Consider the following 21,558-nt stretch of genomic DNA (forward strand, 5'->3'; position numbering starts at 1 on the left):
CACCTCACGTCAGCGGAGAAGATCGTCGAACCCGCCGAGCGGCACACCGCTGTGCTCGGCCGCAGTGCGCAACTCCGGGTCGTCGGTCACCAGGACGTCGGCCTGGAGCGTCGCCACCGCGAGATACGCCGCGAGCCGCGTGTTCTGCGCATCGAGACGGACGGCAATCCGCCACGCGGTCGCCCTCGACACGCGGTCGCCGAGGAGGCGGATCTTCAGCGTCGCGACGCCGTCGAGGAGGCGGCGGCCCTCGGCATCGGTGAGGCGCCCCGCGCGGACATCGCGGTACAGGGTCTCCAGCGCGTGGGTGCGCAGGACCGTCGGGCCGACGAGGGTGTGGGGCGCCGACGGTGCGCGACCGTCGGAGACGAGTCGGAGTGCGGTATCGGCGTCGATCGCGAAGCGCGTCATGGCGGCCAGTCTTGCACCGACCCCGGACACGGAGAATATGGTTACATAGTGTAACTATGAGGTAAGGTACGGATATGCCCGCTCCGCGCTTGCTCGATCGGCTCCTCCTGGTGTCGCACCTGTTCCAACAGGACATGGCTCGGGAGTACGCCGGCACCCCGCTCTCGGAGTCGCGCATGGCGGTGCTGTGGACGGTCCACCATGCCGGCCCGGTCACCCAGCAGACGATCGCCGAGACGCTGGACCTGACCCCCCGAACGATCAGTGCCCACGTCGACGCACTCGAGGCATCCGGGCACCTCCTCCGCACGGCACACCCCGACGACCGGCGTGCGCATCTGGTCGCCCTCACGCCGGACGGTGCAGCGCTGATGCGCGAAACGGTCGAGCGTCACGCCGAGCTCAACGCGCAGCTGCGCGCCGCGGTAGCCCCTGCCGACCGCGACGCCCTGGATCGCGGGTTGGAGGCGGTCGCCGCGCGGCTCATCGAGTTGATCGCCGCAGAGGCCGCCGGGGAAGCCTCCGCCGCCGCACCCGCACCCGCACCCGCATCCGCATCCGCATCCGCATCCGCATCCGCAGTGTCATGACAGAGATCAACTCCGGCACGGCCGCCCCCGCGGCGACACCGTCCCACGCGGCGTCCCACGCGGTCCGCAGCGGCCGCGTGGGACGCGCCGGCTCCTGGATCCTCCGGGCGCTGCGCCTGGAACTCGGGATCTACGCCGCGATCGGCCGCGCGATCGCACGCAGACCTGCCGTCCCGGCCGGCGCGAGCGGATTCCGCTACGACTCCCCCGTCCGGACCATCCTCATCGTCTTCATCGTCCTATCGGCCGTCGAGATCCCCATCATCGACCTCATCGTGCACCCGTGGCCGGCGGTGCGCATCGGCCTGCTCATCCTCGGGATCTGGGGACTGACCTGGATGATCGGGCTCCTCTGCGCGTATCTGATGCGCCCCCACACCGTCGGACCGCATGGGATCAGGGTGCGCGAAGGCCTCGAGATCGACATCGACCTCCCCTGGGACGACATCGCCGCCGTGGCACGATCCACGCGCACGGACGAACCGAAGTCGCCGCGCATCGACGGCCCCGACGACGCCCGGGTGCTGTCGCTACGGATGCAGGATGCCACCAACGTCGAGATCACCTTGGAGGGCCCAACGACGGTGCGCCTCCCGGAACTTGCGCCGCGGGGAGGAGCACATGCCGTATCGACCGTCCGCCTGTGGGTCGACGATCTGGAAGGTTTTCTCCACGCGGTCCGTCATCACATCCCGTGAGGAAGCGGAGAGGGGCGATCAGTTGAGCGCGCGCGTGGAGGCGGGGATCGCTCCGTCGGCGTAGAGATCCTTGGCCAGGTCCTGCAGGGCGGTGAGGGCGACGCGCTGCGTCATCGGACCGTAGGAGATACGTGCGACGCCGAGCGCCTCGTACTCGGCCGCCGTGAGCGCACCGGGCAGGCCGATGACGGAGACCTTGCGCTCGCCGATCCCCTCGACCAGCTGGCGCGTCGTGTCGGCGTCCAGGATGCCGGGCACGAACACGACATCGGCTCCCGCCGCGAGGTAGGCCCGCCCGCGCTCGACGGCATCGGCGATCGACTCCGACAGCGGCCGGTCTCCGGCCCGCACGAACGCATCGGTGCGGGCGTTGAGCGCGAAGGGCACACCCTCCGCCTCTCCCGCGCGAACGATCGCCTCGACAGTGGCGACCGACTCCGCGAGGGGCTTCAGCCGGTCCTCCACGTTCGCGCCGACCGCGCCGACACCGATCGCCCGACGAACGGTCTCGCCGGGGTTGCCGAAACCGGCATCCAGGTCGGCGCTGACCGGCACGTCTCCGGCGACCGCGACGATGCGACCCACCATGTCGAGCACCAGGTCGAGCGGGATGTTCTCACCGTCGGCGTACCCGAAGGTGGCGGCGATGGAGTGCCCGGCGGTCGCGATCGCCTTCGTCTCGGGGAGGTCGAGCACCGCACGGGCGGACACGACGTCCCACACGTTCACGACGCGGAGGATCTCCGGCGCGGCGTGGAGGGCGGACAGGGTCTGGGCGCGCTGGCTCGTGGTCATGCTTCCACGCTACCCACGAAGCGACGGGACGGGGCCGATCCGGGCGGACGGTCAGTCAGCGCGACGGAAGACGAGCCGCAGCACGAAGAAGACGATGAGAGCGACGACGGCGACCGCGAGCAGCTTGAAGGCGAAGGCGATGAGGCTGAACAGCACGTTGACGAGCACCCAGGCGATGATCACCGCAACGACGACTCCGACGACGGTCCACAGGGTGCTCTTGTTCATACCTCCAGCGTAAGCGAGGTAGCCGCGTCGGTCGGAGCGGGGCGGCCCGGTCGTCGAGCGGGCGCAGCCGCGGTCGTTGAGCGGGCGCAGCGAGACGAAGCGCCACACGCCGCCCGGTCGTTGAGCGAGCGCAGCGAGACGAAACGGCGCCCGGTCGTTGAGTGAGCGCAGCGAGACGAAACGCCGCACCCTCCTCCACAGCCTCGGCGTGTCGGGAGTTATCCACAGGAAGCGGTGTTGATCTGGGTTTTGTCGGTCTGAGTGTCGGTGGCCCCGAGAAGAATCGACGTATGACAGGCAACACCGGCACCTCATGGCAACAGCGCATCGAAACGCTGCTGCACGCGCTCGCCGACGCCCGCCGTGATGCCGCGGTGGCCCAAGCCCGCGAGGTCGCACTCCTGGCCGAAGCGGTCGAGATCGCCCAGGCGATGGCACAGGATGCCGGTGGACCTTCGTCGGTGGCCGACATCCCGCTCCGTTCCCTCGCGGCGCAGATCGGGGCCTCCGCACGCGTGTCGGACCGGACCGTGCAGAAGCACATGTCCGATGCCGTCATGCTCCTGGAGAAGTTCCCCGCGACGTTCGCGGCGTGGGCCGCCGGTGACGTGTCCCGCGGGCATGTGCGCGTGGTGGTCGATGCGGGCGTGGGGATCGACGACAACGCCGCCCGGGCCGTGTTCGAAGACGCGGCCCTGGAGGTCGCGCGGCGGGAGACACCGGGACGGCTCAAGCCCGCCGCCCGGCTGCTAGCCGCACGGTTGCAACCGGTCCCGCTGCAGGAACGTCACACGGCTGCCGCAACTCAGCGGGAGGTGTGGGTGCGTGACCTCGACGACGGCATGGCGGAACTGATCGCCATCCTGCCCGCCGCGATCGCCCACGGCATCCGCGACCGCCTCGACCAATACGCGAGGCGCGTGATGGATGCCCGAGGCGCGGCGGGCGGTGGAGCGAGCGCGGTCGACACCCGCCCCGCCGACACGCGCCGGATCGGCGAGGTGCGCGCCGACGTGTTCGCCGACCTGCTCCTCTCCGGACACGCGTCACCTGAGACCACCAACGACGCCATCCCGGCCGGGGAGGCGATCATTGCGCGGGTGCAGGTCACGGTGCCTGTGCTCGCCGCGGTCGGCCACGACGACATCCCCGCCGAACTGGTCGGGAAGGGACCGATCGACACGGCGACTGCGCTCCGCCTCGCCGGGACTGCCACCGGGTGGGACCGGGTGCTCACCCACCCCGTCACCGGCACCGTCCTCGCCACCGACCGATACCGGCCATCCGACCACCTCAAACGCACCCTCCGCGTCAGAGACGAGCACTGCCGGTTCCCCGGCTGCCGCATACCCACCGGCCGATCCGACATCGACCACACCATCGCCCGAGAACACGACGGCCCCACCGAACTCACGAACCTCGCCCACCTGTGCCGACGCCACCACACCCTCAAACACCACTCCGCCTGGCGAGTCCGGCAAACCCCCGACGGCATCCTCCACTGGACCAGCCCCACCGGACGCGAATACCCCGACCACCCCGCACGCACCCTCGTGTTCACCACGGAATACGCGACGGAGACGGAGATGGAGATAGAGATCACCGATACAGGTCCGCCCGCCGAGCCAACATCATCCTGAGCGCGATCGATGCAGCCCTCATCGATGCAGGCCGAAGCGGTGCAGGCCCAGAGGACCGGTACGCTGGGGCGTCGTGTCATCCACCTCGCCCCGCGTCGACGCGCGCATCGGGATCGTCGTCACCGACAGCTATTCGGCGGAAGACCCCGACCACGACACGCCCCTGCTGCTCCGCGCACTGCGCGAGCGAGGCGCGAACGCCGAACCGGTCGTGTGGCATCGCGGCGACGACCCGGCGGCATACGACCTGGTGGTCATCCGCTCGCCCTGGGACTACCCCGAGCGCGCCGCCGAGTTCGCCACCTGGCTGGACCGCGCCGAGAAGGCGACTCGTGTTCTCAATCCGCCGAGCGTCGTCCGCTGGAACCTGGACAAGTCCTACCTGCGCGACCTCGAAGCCGAGGGCATCCGCACGGTTCCGACGATCTACACCACGACGGTCACGCAAGCGCGGGAAGACCTCGCTGCGCGAGGTCACGACCGCGTCGTCGTGAAGCCCACCGTGTCCGCCGGCGCTCGAGACACCGGCCTGTACGACGCGTCCGACCCCGCCGCCCTCGGGCTCGCGGAACGCATCATCGCCGCCGGGGGCGTGGCGATGATCCAGCCCGAGATCGCGGAGCTCACCGCCGGGGCGGAGAAGGCGCTCTACCTGTTCGACGGACACTTCAGCCATGCGATCGCGAAGGGCGCGCTGCTGGCACACGGCGGCGGTCTGATCGGCGGCGTCTACGTCGAGCATCCCGAACCCGTCGAAACGAGCGCCACCGAACGCGCCTTCGCGGGCGACGTACTCGCCGCCGTCGCTCGCATCACGGGCGCAGGGCTGCCCCTCTACGCCCGCGTCGACACTGTGGCTTCCAAGGAACACGGACTCGTCGTCCTCGAGGCGGAGCTCATCGAACCCGCGCTCAACCTCCACGTCGCTCCGGATGCCACCGCGATCATCGCCGACGCGATCATCGCCGCGGCGACCACATCCTGAGCTCTCGTCGACCCTGAGCCGCCCGTCGCCCTGAGCTTCGCTTGATCCGCAGCCGCCGCGCTTGACCCGGAGCGGCTGGCACCGCTAGTTTCAGTGACCGTGTCTGTCACCGATCGCCCCTACCGCGCCGCTCTCGGCGCCGTTCGGCGTGCGACCGTGACGTGTTCCTCGGGCTTCGGAGGCTGTGCCTTCCCAGAGGCATAGCGCGCACGCGTCGGCATCCCGCCGGCACGTGCCCTCTGATCGACCCACTCTCCAGAACAGACACCCATCATGAACACTCCCTTGTGGAGCGACGACCAGTTCCGCTCCTTCTTCGCAACGCTGCGCTCCGACCTGTGCGGCTCCGACCGCGATGACGACGACCGCGACCGCTTCCTCGCCCAGGCGCGGGTGCGCGTCGCGCCCGCCGTCCAGCAGCGGCTCCTCGCCGACATCGGCGCCACCACCGACCCCGGCGGGATCGCGCGTGTCGCCCTCGACGTCGTCGAGGACCAGGCGTGGAGCAGACGCCGCAGCTGGCTCCTCGTGACGACCGACCCGTGGACTCTCGTCGTCGACCTCGTCACCCGCGAGATCCGCTCGTCCTACCGTTCGGCGACGCGTCGGAACGGCGGGAAGCGCGACCTCGACGGCATCGCCCGGGCGAGCGGTCGCCTCGCCCTCCCGCCGCCCGACGGGATCGGCGACGGGCCGGGCGAGCGCACCGGCGACGACGACACGGCATCCTGACCGCCACCGTACGGCACAGCGGAGGAGATCGACGTTTCGGAGGACGGGATGCCGACAGCGCTCCCTCCGGAACGCGAATCTCCTCCGTTGTGCCCACGACGCACGCCACCGCGCACCGCACGCCACCGCGCACCACCGCACCGCACCCGCGGCGTGGGGTCAGTCGAGGAAGGCGGCGGGGTCGAACTCCTCGATGGGGATGATTCGCACGCGCGGGAGGCGGGCGTCGAACGCTTGCGCGTCGTACTCCAAGTCGAAGAACTCGACGTCGGGGATGGCGGTCAGCTCGGCACTGCGGAACTCCTGGAAGCCGATGACGCCCACGCGACGGTCGGGCCCGGCGAGGGCGGCGACACCCTCGACGAAGTCGCGATCGTGGCTGACGAGCACGACATCGGCATCCCGCGCCTCGAGTGCCGCGAGCGTCCGCTGGATGGCGAGGTCGACGACCTTGGCATCCGACGGCCCCGAGAGGGGCACCGGCCGGTAACCGAGGGCGAGGAGCGCCTGCACAAACGACATCGGCAGGTGTTCCGTGGCGTTCAGGAAGAAGAGGCCCTTTGCCTGCTGGTTCCACCGGCCGGCGACGAACGAGAGCAGACGATCCCAGCGCGGGCGCTCATCGGGCTGGGGCCTGCGCCCGAGGATCGATCCACCGAGGGTCGCGTCGATGTTCTCGCCGTCGACGAGGACCCAGGTGTTGCGTTCGGCCACAGAAACTCCCACCGCTCTTCGGACCACTGCCCCGTACCGTAGCAGGGCCGGAGTCACGCACCGGGCGGGGACGCCCCCGCGGGTGCCTCGGCGGACGACCGCGCGGATGCCGCCGGGATGCCCCTCGGAGGACGAATCAGCACGACGTCTCGGGCTCGACCTTAGCCCCGGCCTCAGCCTCAGCGGCGACGACGGGTCTGGGCGGCGTTGGCGACCCCCAGGACGAGCACGAGCACCGACGCGATGAACGGGAGCGCCATCGCCACCTGCGCGGACGTCGCCTCGGCGAGCGCGCCGGTGACCGCCGAAGACAGCGCCTGCGCGAGCGTGAGCGACGAGCCGAGCAGCGTCATGACCGACGCGGATCGCCCCACGGGGCTGCGCTGACCGGCGAGGCTGAAGAGCGTGACGAGCGTCGGCCCGACGCCGAGACCCATGAGACACAGCATCACGATCACCGCCGGAAGATCGCGCGACAGCGCGTAACCCGCAGCGGATGCCACGAGCACGCCGCCGAACACGAGCCACCGCGCGCGCAGCGAGAAGCGCGCCGGGAGGAGCATGACGGTGAGGGCGAGCGCCGCCGACCCCACCCCCATGAGCCCGTAGAGGAGGCCCGCCTTCTCTCCGTCGCCCGCGCTCTGGGCGAAGGCGGTGAGCGAGGTCAGCGTCGACCCGAAGAACAGTCCGACGCCGAACGTCGCCGCCGCGAGGATCAGCACGGGCCGCGACAGCACCGCCGACCACGGCGCGCGCTCGGTCGGCACCGCGGGATCGCCGTCAGCGAGCGCCGCGGTGGGGTGCAACGCGAACGCCGTCACGAACGCGAAGCTCAGGGCGGCGGCGACCGCGATCGGTGCCCACGGCGCGAGGAAGGCGGCGAGCACGCCGACGAGCACCGGTCCGATCACGAAGGCGGTCTCGTCCGCCGCGGACTCGTACGACATCACTCGGGAGAGGGTGCGCTCGCGACGCGCTCCGTGCACGCGGTCCCGCGCGATCGCCACGAGTCGCGTGCGAGACAGCGCGGCGGCCTGCGGCGCGGAGAGCCCGATCAGAGCGGCGGCGACCAGCACGAGCGGCTCCGGCATGCCCGCGAGCACGACGACGGGGAACAGCGCGAGAAGGATGCCGTTGGCGAGCCCCACGGGGACGAGCACCGCGCGCTGCCCGTGCCGGTCGACGAGGTCGCCGATGATGGGTCCCGCGACGACGACACCGACGCCCACGACACCCGAGGTGAGGCCGGCGAGCGCGACCGACCCGGTCGCGGACGCGACGAGGGTGAGCACCCCCACGACCATCATCGCGAACGGGAGTCGCGCAACGAATGCGACGGGGAAATAGCCCCAGCCGGTGTGCTGGATGAGGGAACGGTCGTCGACGATCGACGTCATGCAGGTGCCTCCGGAACGGTCAGCTCGTGTGTACGTGCCGCCTTGCTCCAGAAGCAGGTAGATGCACCGAGTCCAGCGCCGGACGGCGCGGACAGACCCCATTCTACCGTCGAGAGCGGAATCGTCCACCTGACAGAGCGGGAGCGTCCACCGTCTAGAGCGGAAGCGTCAACAGTCGAGAGCGGAAGCGCCCACCGTCGAGAGCGCGAGCGTCTACCGCCGAGAGCGCGAGCGACGCGAGCCGATGCCCGCGAGGACCGCGTGCAGTAACGGCGGCACCGACAGCGCCATGACGATCGTGCCGAAGACGGCATCCTGTGCGCGCAGCGCGATCCCGCCCACGAAGAGGGCCGCGAACACGACAGCCGACACGAGGCGGCGGAGGCCCTGCTCGAGGCGTCCCAGGCGGCGTTCCACCGACGGGCTCTGCACCGCCAGCCGCCCCTCCTCCACCCGCGTGAGCAGCTCGTCCAGGCGCCCCGGCACGGCGGCGAGACCCCGCACGGCGCCCCATGCGCGTGCGCCGACGTCGCGGACGACGCCACCGCTCTCCTCGCTGAGGAGCCGCTGGGCGTAGGGCTCGACCGCATTCCAGATGTTGAACGACGGATCGAGCGCACTGCACAGTCCCGACGTCAGGGACATCGCCCGGATGATGAGGAGGAAGTCCTCGGGGAACTGGAACGGAAGCGAGCGCACGACCTCGCCGAACTCGTCGGCGAAGTCGCGGAACTCGCGAGGGTCGACCTCCTGCAGTTCTGCGAACCCCATGCCCCCGAAGCGCGCGAACAGCTGCGTCAGCGCGCGCTCCAGGTCGGCCGTATCGGCGGACGGCAAGAGCACACCGACCTCTTGGATGCCGGCGACCAGCCCCCGTCCGTCGCGCGCGGCGACCGCGATGACGACGCGTCGGAGCCCCCGGCGGAGTCCTTCGGGAACCTGCCCCATCATGCCGAAGTCGATGAAGGTGAAACGCCACGTGCGGCCCGACACATCGGGAGCGTGCGGGGTGACGAAGATGTTGCCCGGGTGCGGGTCGGCGTGGAAGAAGCCGTCTCCGAAGAGCTGGTCGAACATCACGGCCGCGAACTCGGTGGCCACCTCTGCCGGGTCGATGCCCGCCGCGCGCAGTGCCGCCACGTCATTGACCTTGATCGCCGTGACGTCGGCGAGGGTCAGGACCCGTCGCGTGGTGCGCTCCCACACGATCTCGGGCGCGCCGACGCGGGCGCCGTCGGCGATGTTCGCCGTGAAGCGCTCGGCGTTGGCCGCCTCGTGCACGTAGTCGATCTCGTCGCTGCTCGTGTGTGCGAACTCCTCCACGAGCGCGGGCATGTCGACCCGGTCGGACACGATGCGCACGCGACTCAACCACCCTGCGACACGGCGGAGGGCGGCGAGGTCGATCTCGACGATCGCGTCGATGCCGGGGCGCTGCACCTTCAGCACGACCGCCTCGAAACCGGCCAGCGCCGCGTCTTCCGGGGCTAGCCGGGCGCGGTGGGCCTGACCGAGCGATGCGGCGGCCAGGGGGCGCTCGTCGACGGCGGCGAAGGCGCGCGACAACGGCACGCCCAGCTCCGCCTCCGCGAGCGCGCGGATCTCCGGGAACGGAACGGGCGGCACCTCGTCCTGCAGCTGCTCGAGCTCTCCGGTGACTTCCGGCGGCAGCACGTCGAGCCGCGACGAGAGGAACTGACCCACCTTGATCATCAGCCCGCCGAGGTCGACGGCGAGCGCGCGGAATCGGCGCGCGGTGACCTGGAGCCGATGGGCGCGCGTGCGGTCGGCGACGCGACGGAGGCCGAGGCGCGGCAGGGCCAGTTCGTACCACCACGCCTGCGCGATCGCGCGTGCGGAGAAGCGGAGGATGCGACGATACCGGGCGCGGCCGCCCGGCATCCTCTCAGCCCTGGGCAAGGATCGCGTAGAGCTTGCGCCGGGCGTCGTCGATGATGTCGACGGCCTCCTGGATCTGCTCCGGCGTTCCCGTGCGGCCGACCTGCATGGCCGCCTGGGCGAGGTTCGCACCGGCCTTCGGCAGCGCGCCGTGGCCACCGTGGCGGCGCTCGCGACCGGCCGGCTGCTCCCCCTCTTCCGACGACGCCCACGGACGGTCGGTGTGCTCGGACTCGGCACGCCCGGCATCCGTGAGGGAGTAGGTCTTGCGTCCGGCCGACTCCTCCACCTCGATGAGACCCTCGTCGGTCAGCAACTGGAGCGTGGGGTACACGGAGCCCGGGCTGGGCTTCCACGAGCCGCCGCTGCGCTCTTCGATCTGCTGGATGATCTGGTAGCCGTGCATCGGCTGCTCGGCGAGGAGCGAGAGGATCGCCGCGCGGACGTCACCGCGACCGACCCGCGTGCCGACCTTCTGTCCGAAAGCCTGCCCGAACCCCTGTCCGAACGTCTGCTCGAAGCCCTTCTTCAGTTCGCCGAGCGTGTCCCAGAGTTCCTGGGGCATCGCGCCGCCGAGGCCTCCGGAGCCGCCGAAGCCCTGCGAGGGGAACCTGCCGCTGAATGAGTCGTTCATGTCGTCCTCCAACGATATATCGAGCGATAGTCGACGATACATCGCGCGACAGGCGAACAGGAGTCCGCGTGACGTCCTCACAGCCAACCCGAAGGATCGGCGGGACCAAACCGTCACACCCGCGCGTTGTCTCCGATGACCTGAGAAACTGAGTTCGACAGAAGGAGTCCTCATGAGCGACGACGGCAGCATCACCCGCACCCCCGGCACCGAGACGGCGGTTCTCGCCGGCGGCTGCTTCTGGGGCATGGAAGACCTGATCCGCCGCCAGCCCGGCGTGCTCGACACGCGCGTCGGCTACACGGGCGGCCAGAACGATCACGCGACCTACCGCAACCACCCCGGTCACGCGGAGGCCGTCGAGATCGTCTTCGACCCGACCAAGACGACGTACCGCGACGTCCTGGCGTTCTTCTTCCAGATCCACGACCCCTCGACCCTCAACCGTCAGGGCAACGACATCGGATCGAGCTACCGCTCGGCCATCTTCCCGCTGACGCCCGAGCAGGAGCAGGTCGCCCGCGACACGATCGCCGACGTCGACGCCTCCGGGCTGTGGCCGGCGCCCGCAGTGACCACGATCGAGCCCGCGGGTCGGTTCTGGCAGGCGGAGCCCGAGCACCAGGACTATCTCATCAAGCACCCCGGCGGCTACACGTGCCACTTCCCGCGCGCGGGCTGGGTGCTGCCGAGCCGCGACGCGCAGGAGGCCGCGCCGACCGCGTGACCTAGGCTGTCGCCCATGAGCGAGGCGACCCCCGGCACCCCGGCGACCCCGGGCACCCCGGCGACCCCCGGCACCCCGGGGACCCCGGACGCTACGAGGCGCGCGTGGACCTTCCTTCCCGTGGGGGTCGTCGGGGCCGTGGCGGCGCTCCTGCCGTGGTTGATCACGGGCGGACGGATGCCGTTGCAGAACCTGTGGTCGGAGATTCCGCCCGACGTGCCCGTCGTCCTGCTGCCGTTTCACCCCTACACGGCGACGCTCGTCGCGGCCATCCTGCTGTTCGGTGCGGCGCTCGTCGGGGTCGCGGGACGAGCGCTCGGATCGCGGCGCACGCGCTGGGCGACGCTGCTCCTGCTGGCCGGCGCGATCGCGACGCAGGCGATCGCGGTGGCGCAGAGCGCCGCGACGACCCGATCGACCCTGCCCGACGGCCGCGAGGCCGACCTCTACGTCACGGCCCTCACGACGGGGGCCGTCCTGACGATCGGCGTGGGGGCGGGAGTGGTCGCCCTCCTCGCGAAGGCACCGCGGGCCGGGGCCGTCGTCGCCCTCGCCGTCGGCGCGGTCGCGGCCGGCCCCTGGCTCTCGGCCCTCATCGTTCCCTTCGGCACCGTGCCGACGGAGATCCCGCCGCTGCTCACCCTCGTCCAGTGGGTGCCGCCGATGCTGGCGGGCGCCGCGATCGCCTGGGCGGGTATAGGCAGTGCCGGGCGTATCCTCGCGGGCGTCGCGGCGCTGGCCATCGTGTGGATCGGTCCGGCCGCGCTCACCGGCGTCGGCTACGCGCTCGGCAGCCGCGTGCTGTGGAACGATCCGGCCGGGATGATCGAGGGCGCCGTCCAGGTGTTCACGCTCGCCCTGCTGACGCCCGAGCTCGCATGGCGGCCGATCGTCGCATGCCTCGTCACGGCCGCGCTCGGCCTCGGCATCCGTGCGGCCCTTCGCCGGCGGCGTTCAGGCGAAGAAGGCGCCCGCGACGCGTGACAGGGCGAGCAGGTCGGCCGTGCCGGCGAGCTCGCGAGCGGAGTGCATCGAGAGGATGGGGATGCCGACGTCCACCGTCCGCACTCCCAGCCGCGTCGCCGTGAGCGGTCCGATCGTCGACCCGCACGGTACCGCGTTGTTCGAGACGAACTCCTGACTCTCGACCCCTGCCTCGGCGCACCAGCCGTGCCATGCCGCGGCGCCCGCCGCGTCGGTCGCGTAGCGCTGATTGGCGTTGATCTTGAGGATCGGACCGGACCCGAGGACCGGCTGCACCACGGGGTCGTGCTTCTCCGGATAGTTCGGGTGCACCGAGTGACCGACGTCGCTGGACACGCACCACGACGCCGCCAGGGCGCGCAACTGCTGTTCGCGGTCGGCACCCAGGGCTGACTGGAGCCGCTCGAGCACGTCGGCGAGGAACGGGCCCGACGCCCCCGAGCGGGTGGCCGATCCCACCTCCTCGTGATCGAAGGCGGCGAAGACCGCGATGTGCTCGCCGCCCCCGGCGCCGCTCTCCAGCGCGACGAGCCCCGCGTGCACCGACGCGAGATCGTCGAGTCGCCCGCTCGCGAAGAAGACGTCGTCCTTCCCGAACACGGCCCCTCGCGCCGCGTCCGCCGTCACGACGTCATAGCCGCGGATGCGGGCGGCATCCACTCCCGCCGCGGTCGCGAGCTCGGCGAGGAGGTCGGCCGACTCGGGAGCACCCAGACCCCACACCGGCTGGGTGTGCGCCTGCTTGTGGAGTGAGAGGTGGTCGTTGGCCTCGCGGTCGAGGTGGATCGCCAACTGAGGCAGCCGCAGCAGCGGACCGGTCGCCGCGTCGACGGCCGTTCCGTCGTCGAGCACGAGCCGGCCCGCGAGCCGCAGCTCGCGGTCGAGCCACGAGTTCAGCAGCGGGCCGCCGTAGATCTCGACGCCGGCCTGCAACCACCCCGCGCGCCCCGTCGTGGGCCGCGGCTTGAGCTTGAAGGCGGGCGAATCCGTGTGTGCGCCGAAGATGCGCAGGGCCGTCTCGGCCGTCGCCGTCGGCGGGATCGCCCAGGCGATCACGGCACCGTCACGGACGACGAGCCCACGGTCGCCGGGGGCGACCCGCCACGCTTCCGCTTCTTCCCGCGGGGCGAAGCCCGCCGCGGTCAGGCGACGGGCGACCTCGGCGGCCGCATGGAAGCTCGAGGGCGACGCCGCGACGAAGTCGGCGAGGTCTTCCGCGTGACGGCGGCGCGCGCCGGCATCCGGCGCGGCGTCACGTGCGGACTCGGGGGCGGGAGCGGGAGTGGGGGCGACGGTGTCGGACACGGTCCTCCTCGGGGGTCGGGGCCTCACCCAGCGTAGTTCGGGCGGCGTGCTTCGGGCGGCGACGACAAGGGCGAGGGCAGGGGCGCCGGAGGCTCACTCCCCCGCGACAGCACGGAGGGCATCCGCGATGGGCACCTCGCCGGCGTTGAAGCGGATGGTGCGGTGCACCGTCGCCGGCTCCACCACGGTCGCGGCGATCACGGCCGCGACGTCGCCGCGCGAGACCGAACCCGATTCGGATGCCGGCACGTCGATGCGTCCGGTGGCGGGATCGAGGGTCAGCGCGGACGGCGCGAGGATCGTCCAGTCGAGGGCGGTCGAACGCAGGTGCGCGTCGGCGGCGGCCTTCGCCTCCGCGTACGCGAAGAAGCCGTCGTCCTCGGGGATGCCGTGGTCCTCGGAGGCGCCGAAGTAGGAGACCATGACGTACCGGGACACCCCCGCGGCGAGGGCGGCATCCATCGAGCCGATCGCGGCATCCCTGTCCACCGCGTACGTGCGCGCCGGGTCTCCGCCGCCGGCACCGGCGGTCCAGACAACGAGGTCGTACCCGCTCACGAGGGCGACGAGTCCGTCCAGGTCGGTGTTCTCGACATCGGCCACGAGCGGGCGGACACCGGTCGCCGCGACCTCCGCCTCGTGCGCCGGGTTGCGGATCACAGCCGTCACGTCGTGTCCGGCCTCCGCGAGGAGCGGTTCGGCGCGCAGCGCCACCTTCCCGTGTCCGCCGATGAGCAGGATGCGTGCCATGGGTGGCTCCTTCCGTCGCCTCGACCCGATGATCGGGCCGGCGCTTCTTCCGTCGCCTCGACCCTACGCGTCCGTCGAGGCCCCGGGGCCGCCGAGGCCGGGTGCGTCGCCTCGGCCGGCGACGGCGTCGACGAACGCGTCGACGGTCCGCGGCCGCTCGGTGTAGCCGAGCCGCGCCGCGAGCCGCATGAGCTGCGGCGGTTCCACCCGCGCGGCATCGATCACGTCGCTCCGCCCGAACACCTGCTCCGGGGTGCCGTCGGCGCGTACCTCGCCCTGCGTCATCACGATGACGCGGTCGAAGTGCTCTACGCAGAAGTCCATGTCGTGGGTGATCGCCACGACGGTGCGCCCCTCGGCGCTCACCTCCGCCACGACCCTCGCGATCATCTCGACGCCTCGCGCGTCCTGGCCGGTCGTGGGCTCGTCGAGCACGAGCACGGGGGTGCGCATGGCGAGCACGCCCGCGAGGGCGACGCGCTTGCGTTCGGACAGCGAGAGCTGGTGGGGGTGCGCATCGGCCTGGTCGGCGAGACCGACGGTCGTGAGCGCGGCGAGCGCCCGCTCCCGGGCCTCTTCCTCGCCTGCCCCGAGGTTGCGCGGCCCGAACATGACGTCGGCCACCACGGTGCGCGCGAAGATCTGCTCGTCGGGATTCTGGAACACGTACCCGACGAGCGTCGCCATCTGGGCGATCGTGCTCCCCGACGTCGGCCGTTCTCCCACCGTCACCGTGCCGCTCGTGGGAACGAAGATGCGGTTGAGGTGGCGAACGAGCGTCGTCTTGCCCGCGCCGTTCTGCCCGACGATGGCCACGCGCTCCCCCGCGTCGATCGACAGCGACACACCCCGCAGCGCCTCGGTGCCCGACGGGTACCGGAACCGCACGTCGTCGAATCGGAGGGCGACGCCGCTCATGCGCGCACCGCCTCGGCGAAGAACGCGGCCGCCTCGTCGATCGACACCGGCGGTGCGCTGCCCCGATCACCGAGGCCGCGGGCGACCGCGGCGCGAGCGGCGAGCGTGAAGCGCGTCGCATCGATGCCCCACTGCGTCATTCTCGGATCCCCGAGGATCTCCCGCGGCTCACCGGCCGCAGCGACCGTCTCACCGGCGATCACGGCGATGCGGTCGCAGTGTTCGCGCAGGAGCTCCACCTTGTGCTCGAACACCACGATCGTCGTGCCTGCGTCGCGGAGCGCCGACAGCACGTCGAACACCATCCGCGTTCCGGCGGGATCGAGCTGCGACGTCGGCTCGTCCATGACGAGCACGGGGGTGCGCAGCACGACCATCGACGCGATCGCGACAAGCTGCTGCTGCCCGCCGGAAAGGGCGTACGGCGAGGAGTCCATGAGATGCCCGATGCGCAGCAGCTCGGCGGCGGCAACGACCCGCTCGGCCATCTCCTCGCGAGGCACGCCCAGGTTCTCCAGCCCGAAGGCGATCTCGTCGCGCACGGTGTACTTCGCACCGGAGATCTGATTGAAGGGGTTCTGGATGACGAGACCGACCTTCGCCACGGCCTCGGACAGGCTCAGCTGCGAGACGTCGGCGCCGTCGACCTCCACCGATCCCGTGAGCTCCCCGCCGTCGACGTGCGGGATGAAGCCGGAGATGATCTTCGCGAGCGTGGTCTTGCCCGCACCCGACGCCCCCACGATCCCGACGATCTCCCCCCGCTCCACGCGGAGGGACACCTTCTCGAGGGCGAAGTGCTCGGCATCCGGGTAGGCGTAGCCGATGTCGGTCAGCGTGATCACAGCACTCCCGTCACAAGGGGTAGGACGATCGCCGCCAGGGCGACCAGGGGCATCGACCAGCGCACGATGCGCTGAGCGGTCGAATCGGGCACGGGGGTGAGCGCCGTGCGGCGCGCGGTCGACCCGAATCCGCGCGCCTCCATCGCGGTGGCACGCTCCTCCACGTCGGTGAACATCCCCAGCACGAGGGGGGCCAGGAGCGGCATCATCGCGCCCACCCTCCCGCGCAGGCCCTTGCCGACGGCGAGTCCGCGCGCCTGCTGAGCGAGCAGGATGCCGTCGGCGCGGTCGCGGAACGCGGGGATCAGCTGCAGGGTCGAGCTGATGATGTAGCTGAACTTGGGAGACATGCCGCGTTCGGTCAGCGCCGTGAGCAGATCGCCGGGGTGCGTCGTGAGCACGAACAGGATCGAGGCGAGCACGAGGCAGACGATCCGCGAGCCGATGCCGAGCGCGAACATCAGCCCCTCGGTCGTGAGGGCCAGCGGTCCCCACTCCCACAGCGCCGTCCGTCCGCCGGGGAACGTGAGCCCCTGCACCACGAAGAGCACGATCACGAGGGGAAGGAGGATCGTGAGACCCAACCGGGCGAGCCGGCCGCCGCAGCCCGAGACGACGGCGGCCGGCACGATGACGACGGCGACGACGCCCGCCGCGACCCACCAGAACGGGATCGCGAACACGACGACGATCACGGTGACGAGGATCACGAGTTTCGTCACCGGATTGAGGCGGTGGATCGGCGAGGGCCGGTCCACGTAGAGCGTCGACGCCATGTCTTCTCAGTCCTCGGAGGTTCCCGCCGCGCGACGACTCGTGGCCGTCGTCGGGGCCTTCCCGAACACCCGGTACTGCCGCACGAACGGGAACCGCTGGCGGAACCGGCTCGGGAGGGCGGCGAGGATCAGCACCACGATCGTGAAGGTGATCGCCTTGTCGAGGGGATCGGACAGGAGCCCCTGCAGGGTCGTCGCGCCGAGGATCGACTGCCCCATCGCCTGGAACGCGCCGACGATGGCTCCCGTACCGCCGCCGGTGGCTCCGCCGAAGATGAACGCAGAGATCGGCGCCGAGACCACGGCGGCGACGATGCCCGTCACGAGGCCCGCGATGGGTGCGAGGTAGAACCGGCGGAACAGGCCGTAGCGGGCGGCGTACCCGGCCATGACGCCGATCACGACCTGGACGACGGCGAACGGCAGCGCGATGGGGCTGAGCGTGAGACCCCAGATGACGTTCGTCAGGATGCCGGTGACGACACCGGCGGCGGGACCGGCGAGCGCGGCCACGAGCACGGTGCCGATCGAGTCGATGTAGACCGGGAGCCCGAGGAGCGCGACGATCTGGCCGACGACGATGTTGAGCGCGATCGCGACCGGGATCATCGCGATCGTCGCGGTGGGAAGGCGGTGGATCGATCCCGCCGCCAGAAGGATCGCGCCGATCACGTAGCCGGCGATCGCGATGAGCGAGGCCTGACTGGTGCTGCTCTCGGCGACCTCGGCGGGCTGGCCGATCACGAGGTACAGGTAGGTCGCGACGATGACGACCGACCCGACCGCGATGAGGACGGTGTTGCGGAGCCGGCGGGAGTCGCCGGTCTTCGCGGGAGCGGTGGTGGACATGAATGCCTCCTTGCATTCTTCGGGTGTGTTGCGGGTGTGGCGGCCTCTCAGCCGACGTTGCGCGCGAGGCGACCGACCCGGTCGACGACGCGGCGGAAGAACTCTTCGGGATCGGTGTCGACGACGATCGCCGCGTTGTGGGGGCGCCCCCACATGCCGCGCCAGTCGGCGACCGTCTGCCCGCGGGTGAGGGTGCCGGCGAGCTCCATGTCGACGGTGGCCGGCCGGGTGGTCGCCAGCGTCGGGTCGAGCGCGACGGCCGCGGCGAACGGGTCGTGCATGTGCGCGAGGAACCCCTGATCGTAGGCGCGGTGGAACTCCATGTAGAACCGGACGGCATCCGACAGGTGACGGATCACCGCGTGGGAGGCGGTAGACCGTGTGCCCTCGGGGTCGTCGGGCGAGATGACCTCCTCCGGCGTGCTGCCGGCGGCCCGGGCGAGGGCGGCGACGTGCTCCGGCTTCATCTCGATGCGCTCCGTGACGTCGAGAGCGCAGATGACGGGATGCCGGTCGGCGGGCAGCCCCGAGAAGGCGTCGAAGACGATCTTCGCCGACTCCGGGTCGACCGCGATGTTCCACTCGGTCGTAGGGAGCGTGTTCCCCGCGTGGTTGAACGCGCCGCCCATGATGACGAGTCGCTTGAGCAGCGTCGGCAGCTCGGGGCACAGCGTGATGGCCAGTGCAAGGTTCGTGAGCGGACCGGTGACGAGCCCGACGATCTCTCCCGGCCGACGGCGCACGGCGTCGATCCAGACCTCGGTGGCATGCCGGTCGGACACGGTGCGCTGCGGCGCCGGGAGGACCGCGTGCCCGATGCCCTGGGGGCCGTGGGTCTCCTCGGTCGTCATGAGCGGCTGCACGAGCGGCACTTCGGCCCCGAGCGCCACCTCGACCTCGTCGTACCCGCAGAGATCGAGCCACGCGAGGTTGTTGATCGCGACCTGCTGGGCGGGGACGTTGCCCGCCGTGCAGGTGATCGCGACGATCTCGGCCTCGGGGCTGGCCATGAGGTAGAGCAGGGCGAGCGAGTCGTCGATGCCGGTGTCGACGTCGACGATCAGCGGCACGCGCGGGGCGTCGGGGGTGGAGGTGTGCGGATCGGTCACGACATCGTCCTTCCGGGGGAATCGGGCTGTGAGTCGAGCAGGTCGTCGACGAGGAGGGGATGCAGTCCCGGATGCCGTGCTCCGCGCACCGTCACGGTGAGCGAGCCCGCCGCCGCCCCCCGTCGGGCGGCGGCGACGAGGTCGGCGCCACCGGCGAGGGCCGCCGCGAAGGCGCCGACGAAGGCATCCCCCGCGCCGACCGTGTCGATCGCGTCGGCGGGGAAGGAGGGCACGCGCGTCACCCGGCCCTCGGCGTCGGCCACGAGCGCACCGTCGGAGCCCAGCGTGACGACGACGGCCAGGGCACGCTCGCGCGCGGCGGCGGCGACCGCCTCGGCGTCGATCGTGCTCAGGGCCAGCAGATCGGTCGCTTCGACCTCGTTGACGACGAGCACGTCGACGTCGGCGAGCAGACCGTCGGCTCCGGGCGTGACGGGGGCGGCGTTGAGGACGACGCGGGCCCCGTGCGCGACCGCCTGGCGGGCGACCTGCGCGGCGACGTCGAGCGGGACCTCGAGCTGCAGCACGATGACGTCGTCCGCCTCGAGCGGCAGCGCGGGCACCTCCGGCCACACGTGGTTGGCGCCCGGCGCGACGACGATGACGTTGTGGCCCTCCTCGTCGACGGCGATCATCGCCATGCCCGAGACTCCCTCGACGACGCGGACCAGTCCGATGTCCACACCGGCGGTCGAGAGGTCGTCGCGCAGGCTCACGCCGGCCTCGTCGTCACCGACGGCCCCCGCCATGAGCACGGGACGTGTGGAGGTGCGCGCTGCGGCGTACGCCTGGTTGCCGCCCTTGCCGCCCGACGCACGGCGCACGCCGCCCGCGACGACGGTCTCCCCCGCCTGCGGGAGTCGGTGCACCTCGAAGGTGATGTCGGCGTTGAGGGAGCCGAACACGATCACGCGGCCGGCGGCGGTCATCGGGGCACCCCTACGGCGACCGCGGCGTCACGGTTCACGACGTGCACGCTCGCTCCGGCGACGAGCCGGGTGGGAAGGGTCACGTCGGCGACGGGGCCGCCTCCCGAGATGAGCGCGAGGAGACTCCGGCACGCGGCCTCGCCGAGCTCCCGGATGGGCTGGGCGACCGTGGTGAGGGCGGGGGTCGTGTAGCGGGCGAGTTCGATGCCGTCCAGGCCCACGACGGAGAGGTCTCGCGGCACGTCGATGCCGCGTTCGGCGCAGAGGGCCAGCAGCCCGATCGCGCTCAGATCGTTCGCGGCGAACACCGCCGTGAGGTCGGGGTTGCGGTCCAGGAGCTGCGCGCCGGCGCGGTGACCGCCCTCCTCCTCGAAGTCGCCCGCGAGGACGAGTCGATCCTCCACGGGAAGCCCCGCCTCGGTGAGCGCTCGCGCCCACCCCGCCCGCCGGTCCTGCGACACCTCCAGCACCTCCGGTCCGGCGAGGTGTCCGATGCGGGTGTGCCCGGCGTCGATGAGGTGCCGAGTCGCCGCGTAGCCGGCTGCCTCCTGATCGACGCGCACCGTGGCGTGCCGTCCGCTTCGACCGCGGTCCAGGAGCACCGCGGGCACGTCGCCGAACAGTTCCTCCGTGCGCCCGTCGAGAGCGCTCGCGACGAGCAGGATGCCGTCGACCTGCTTGCGCTGCAGTGCCGCCAGCCGCGGGCGGAGCTCGTCGGCATCCTTCGGCGCGTCGACCAGGAGCAGGAGGAGGTCGTTCTCGTCTGCGACCGACTGCACGCCTTTGACGAGTTCGGGGAAGAAGGGGTTCGTGATGTCGGGGACCAGCAGCGCGATCGTCTGCGTGGACTTGGCGACGAGGGAACGCGCGACCTCGTTGGGCTGATAGCCGAGCTCGCCGGCGATGCGGGCGATGCGTTCGGCGGTCGCCCGGGAGACACCGGGCTGGCCGTTGAGGGCGCGGGACACGCTGGCGATCGACAGGCCGCAGGCCTGTGCCACGTCGTACACGGTCACCATGTCACCCTCGCGTCGTTGCGAACGTAAGCGCTTACTGCGCTGGTGCCGACAGTAGCGAGGGTGTCAGCGGTTTGGCAACCGTCGCCGCGAGAATCGCTGGCGACGGCCCGCCGTCACCAGCCCATCGAACCGGGTATCCCCTTGAAGGGCCCCGCGATCCACGAGGTCACCCAGCCGCCGTAGAAGCCGCCGGGCTGCGGCTCGACCGTCTCACCGTCGACCGTGCAGCGATCCATTCCCCGCGCGTATACGGCCACGCGGCCCTGCAGCTCCGCGAAGCCGCCCGACGCATCGGGATAGCCCCATGCGGCGCGCTCGCGCACCTCGCCGCCGCTCACGACGTCGAAGTAGGCGGCGCGGCCCTTGTACTCGCAGAACGACGACCCGGATGCCGGTCGCAGCGATCCCTGTGCGAAGTCGCTCTCGCGCACGTAGTACACGGGCGGGTGGCTCGTCTCGAGCACGCGCACGACATCGGTCGTGTCGACGATCACCGCACCGCCGAGCTCGACCGTCACGCGGGACGACACCCGCTCTGCACGGGGCGGACGGGGATAGTCCCACACCGACTCCTGACCCTCGCGGAGCGGATCGGGGGTGACGGGAAGGCGACGCGACATGCTT

24 protein-coding genes are annotated in these 21,558 nt (G+C 71.2%); 7 read left to right on the forward strand and 17 right to left on the reverse strand.

The features are described from left to right. Window positions 1-9: 9 nt before the first annotated feature. Window positions 10-411, reverse strand: coding sequence for a hypothetical protein (locus tag P0Y48_07980; protein ID WEK12416.1), 402 nt, complete (start codon window positions 409-411; stop codon window positions 10-12). Between the two features lie 74 nt (window positions 412-485). Between P0Y48_07980 and P0Y48_07985 the strand changes: the two genes are divergently transcribed. Together P0Y48_07985 and P0Y48_07990 are read left to right on the forward strand one after the other, a co-directional pair. Beyond that, the gene (locus P0Y48_07985; GenBank protein WEK12417.1) at window positions 486-1,001 is read left to right on the forward strand and encodes a MarR family transcriptional regulator; all 516 of its coding nucleotides are present in this window, start codon (window positions 486-488) and stop codon (window positions 999-1,001) included. Next, on the forward strand, window positions 998-1,699 hold the full coding sequence (locus tag P0Y48_07990) for a hypothetical protein (GenBank protein ID WEK12418.1): 702 nt from the start codon (window positions 998-1,000) through the stop codon (window positions 1,697-1,699). Before P0Y48_07985 ends, P0Y48_07990 begins: the two co-directional genes overlap by 4 nt. Before the next feature lie 18 nt (window positions 1,700-1,717). Here the strand turns inward: P0Y48_07990 and P0Y48_07995 are convergent, their stop codons facing one another. Next, window positions 1,718-2,494: an isocitrate lyase/phosphoenolpyruvate mutase family protein gene (locus P0Y48_07995; protein WEK12419.1), complete on the reverse strand. Its 777-nt coding sequence runs from the start codon at window positions 2,492-2,494 to the stop codon at window positions 1,718-1,720. A gap of 51 nt (window positions 2,495-2,545) precedes the next feature. After that, window positions 2,546-2,722, reverse strand: coding sequence for a hypothetical protein (locus P0Y48_08000; protein ID WEK12420.1), 177 nt, complete (start codon window positions 2,720-2,722; stop codon window positions 2,546-2,548). A 290-nt stretch (window positions 2,723-3,012) separates the two neighbouring features. Here P0Y48_08000 and P0Y48_08005 point away from each other — a divergent pair, with 290 nt between their 5' ends. From P0Y48_08005 to P0Y48_08015, 3 genes are all read left to right on the forward strand, one after another. Next, window positions 3,013-4,362: a DUF222 domain-containing protein gene (locus P0Y48_08005; GenBank protein WEK12421.1), complete on the forward strand. Its 1,350-nt coding sequence runs from the start codon at window positions 3,013-3,015 to the stop codon at window positions 4,360-4,362. A gap of 73 nt (window positions 4,363-4,435) precedes the next feature. Further along, on the forward strand, window positions 4,436-5,347 hold the full coding sequence (locus P0Y48_08010; GenBank protein WEK12422.1) for a hypothetical protein: 912 nt from the start codon (window positions 4,436-4,438) through the stop codon (window positions 5,345-5,347). A 273-nt stretch (window positions 5,348-5,620) separates the two neighbouring features. Further along, the gene (locus tag P0Y48_08015; protein WEK12423.1) at window positions 5,621-6,079 is read left to right on the forward strand and encodes a hypothetical protein; all 459 of its coding nucleotides are present in this window, start codon (window positions 5,621-5,623) and stop codon (window positions 6,077-6,079) included. Between the two features lie 159 nt (window positions 6,080-6,238). Here P0Y48_08015 and P0Y48_08020 read toward each other — a convergent pair whose 3' ends face one another. The 4 genes from P0Y48_08020 to P0Y48_08035 all read right to left on the reverse strand — a co-directional run bounded on the left by P0Y48_08020 (window position 6,239) and on the right by P0Y48_08035 (window position 10,723). Beyond that, entirely contained in the window at window positions 6,239-6,793 is a 555-nt protein-coding gene (locus tag P0Y48_08020) for an NYN domain-containing protein (protein ID WEK12424.1), read from the reverse strand. A 179-nt stretch (window positions 6,794-6,972) separates the two neighbouring features. After that, entirely contained in the window at window positions 6,973-8,190 is a 1,218-nt protein-coding gene (locus P0Y48_08025; GenBank protein WEK12425.1) for an MFS transporter, read from the reverse strand. 213 nt (window positions 8,191-8,403) lie between these two features. Continuing rightward, a complete protein-coding gene (locus P0Y48_08030) occupies window positions 8,404-10,092 on the reverse strand; it encodes an AarF/UbiB family protein (GenBank protein ID WEK12426.1) in 1,689 nt (562 codons plus the stop codon). 4 nt (window positions 10,093-10,096) lie between these two features. Further along, a complete protein-coding gene (locus tag P0Y48_08035; GenBank protein WEK12427.1) occupies window positions 10,097-10,723 on the reverse strand; it encodes a PadR family transcriptional regulator in 627 nt (208 codons plus the stop codon). A gap of 172 nt (window positions 10,724-10,895) precedes the next feature. On the opposite strand from P0Y48_08035, the gene msrA reads away from it, so the two are divergent. Together msrA and P0Y48_08045 are read left to right on the forward strand one after the other, a co-directional pair. Beyond that, window positions 10,896-11,450, forward strand: coding sequence for a peptide-methionine (S)-S-oxide reductase MsrA (gene msrA / locus P0Y48_08040; GenBank protein ID WEK12428.1), 555 nt, complete (start codon window positions 10,896-10,898; stop codon window positions 11,448-11,450). 15 nt (window positions 11,451-11,465) lie between these two features. Further along, window positions 11,466-12,434, forward strand: a complete 969-nt coding sequence (locus tag P0Y48_08045; GenBank protein ID WEK12429.1) for a hypothetical protein — start codon at window positions 11,466-11,468, stop codon at window positions 12,432-12,434. On the opposite strand, the gene P0Y48_08050 is transcribed toward P0Y48_08045, so the two are convergent. The 10 genes from P0Y48_08050 to P0Y48_08095 all read right to left on the reverse strand — a co-directional run bounded on the left by P0Y48_08050 (window position 12,405) and on the right by P0Y48_08095 (window position 21,554). After that, on the reverse strand, window positions 12,405-13,739 hold the full coding sequence (locus P0Y48_08050; protein ID WEK12430.1) for a M18 family aminopeptidase: 1,335 nt from the start codon (window positions 13,737-13,739) through the stop codon (window positions 12,405-12,407). The genes P0Y48_08045 and P0Y48_08050 overlap by 30 nt on opposite strands. Before the next feature lie 93 nt (window positions 13,740-13,832). Continuing rightward, window positions 13,833-14,489, reverse strand: coding sequence for an NAD(P)H-binding protein (locus tag P0Y48_08055; GenBank protein ID WEK12431.1), 657 nt, complete (start codon window positions 14,487-14,489; stop codon window positions 13,833-13,835). A 63-nt stretch (window positions 14,490-14,552) separates the two neighbouring features. Then, a complete protein-coding gene (locus tag P0Y48_08060) occupies window positions 14,553-15,407 on the reverse strand; it encodes an ABC transporter ATP-binding protein (protein ID WEK12432.1) in 855 nt (284 codons plus the stop codon). Next, window positions 15,404-16,252 carry an ABC transporter ATP-binding protein gene (locus P0Y48_08065; GenBank protein ID WEK12433.1) on the reverse strand — a complete coding sequence of 283 codons (849 nt, stop codon included), beginning with the start codon at window positions 16,250-16,252 and terminating at the stop codon, window positions 15,404-15,406. Before P0Y48_08065 ends, P0Y48_08060 begins: the two co-directional genes overlap by 4 nt. Further along, complete coding sequence (locus P0Y48_08070; GenBank protein ID WEK12434.1) at window positions 16,249-17,028, reverse strand: energy-coupling factor transporter transmembrane component T; 780 nt, start codon at window positions 17,026-17,028, stop codon at window positions 16,249-16,251. The genes P0Y48_08065 and P0Y48_08070 overlap by 4 nt, the downstream gene beginning before the upstream one ends. A 6-nt stretch (window positions 17,029-17,034) precedes the next feature. Then, window positions 17,035-17,877, reverse strand: coding sequence for an ECF transporter S component (locus P0Y48_08075; protein ID WEK12435.1), 843 nt, complete (start codon window positions 17,875-17,877; stop codon window positions 17,035-17,037). A gap of 47 nt (window positions 17,878-17,924) precedes the next feature. Beyond that, window positions 17,925-18,887 carry a nucleoside hydrolase gene (locus tag P0Y48_08080; GenBank protein ID WEK15039.1) on the reverse strand — a complete coding sequence of 321 codons (963 nt, stop codon included), beginning with the start codon at window positions 18,885-18,887 and terminating at the stop codon, window positions 17,925-17,927. A 95-nt stretch (window positions 18,888-18,982) separates the two neighbouring features. Continuing rightward, window positions 18,983-19,915, reverse strand: coding sequence for a PfkB family carbohydrate kinase (locus P0Y48_08085; GenBank protein WEK12436.1), 933 nt, complete (start codon window positions 19,913-19,915; stop codon window positions 18,983-18,985). Continuing rightward, window positions 19,912-20,934, reverse strand: coding sequence for a LacI family DNA-binding transcriptional regulator (locus P0Y48_08090; GenBank protein ID WEK12437.1), 1,023 nt, complete (start codon window positions 20,932-20,934; stop codon window positions 19,912-19,914). The genes P0Y48_08085 and P0Y48_08090 overlap by 4 nt, the downstream gene beginning before the upstream one ends. Before the next feature lie 113 nt (window positions 20,935-21,047). Beyond that, the gene (locus tag P0Y48_08095; GenBank protein WEK12438.1) at window positions 21,048-21,554 is read right to left on the reverse strand and encodes a DUF427 domain-containing protein; all 507 of its coding nucleotides are present in this window, start codon (window positions 21,552-21,554) and stop codon (window positions 21,048-21,050) included. Between the last annotated feature and the right edge of the window lie 4 nt (window positions 21,555-21,558).

This window comes from Candidatus Microbacterium phytovorans (assembly GCA_029202445.1).
Lineage (GTDB): Bacteria > Actinomycetota > Actinomycetes > Actinomycetales > Microbacteriaceae > Microbacterium > Microbacterium phytovorans.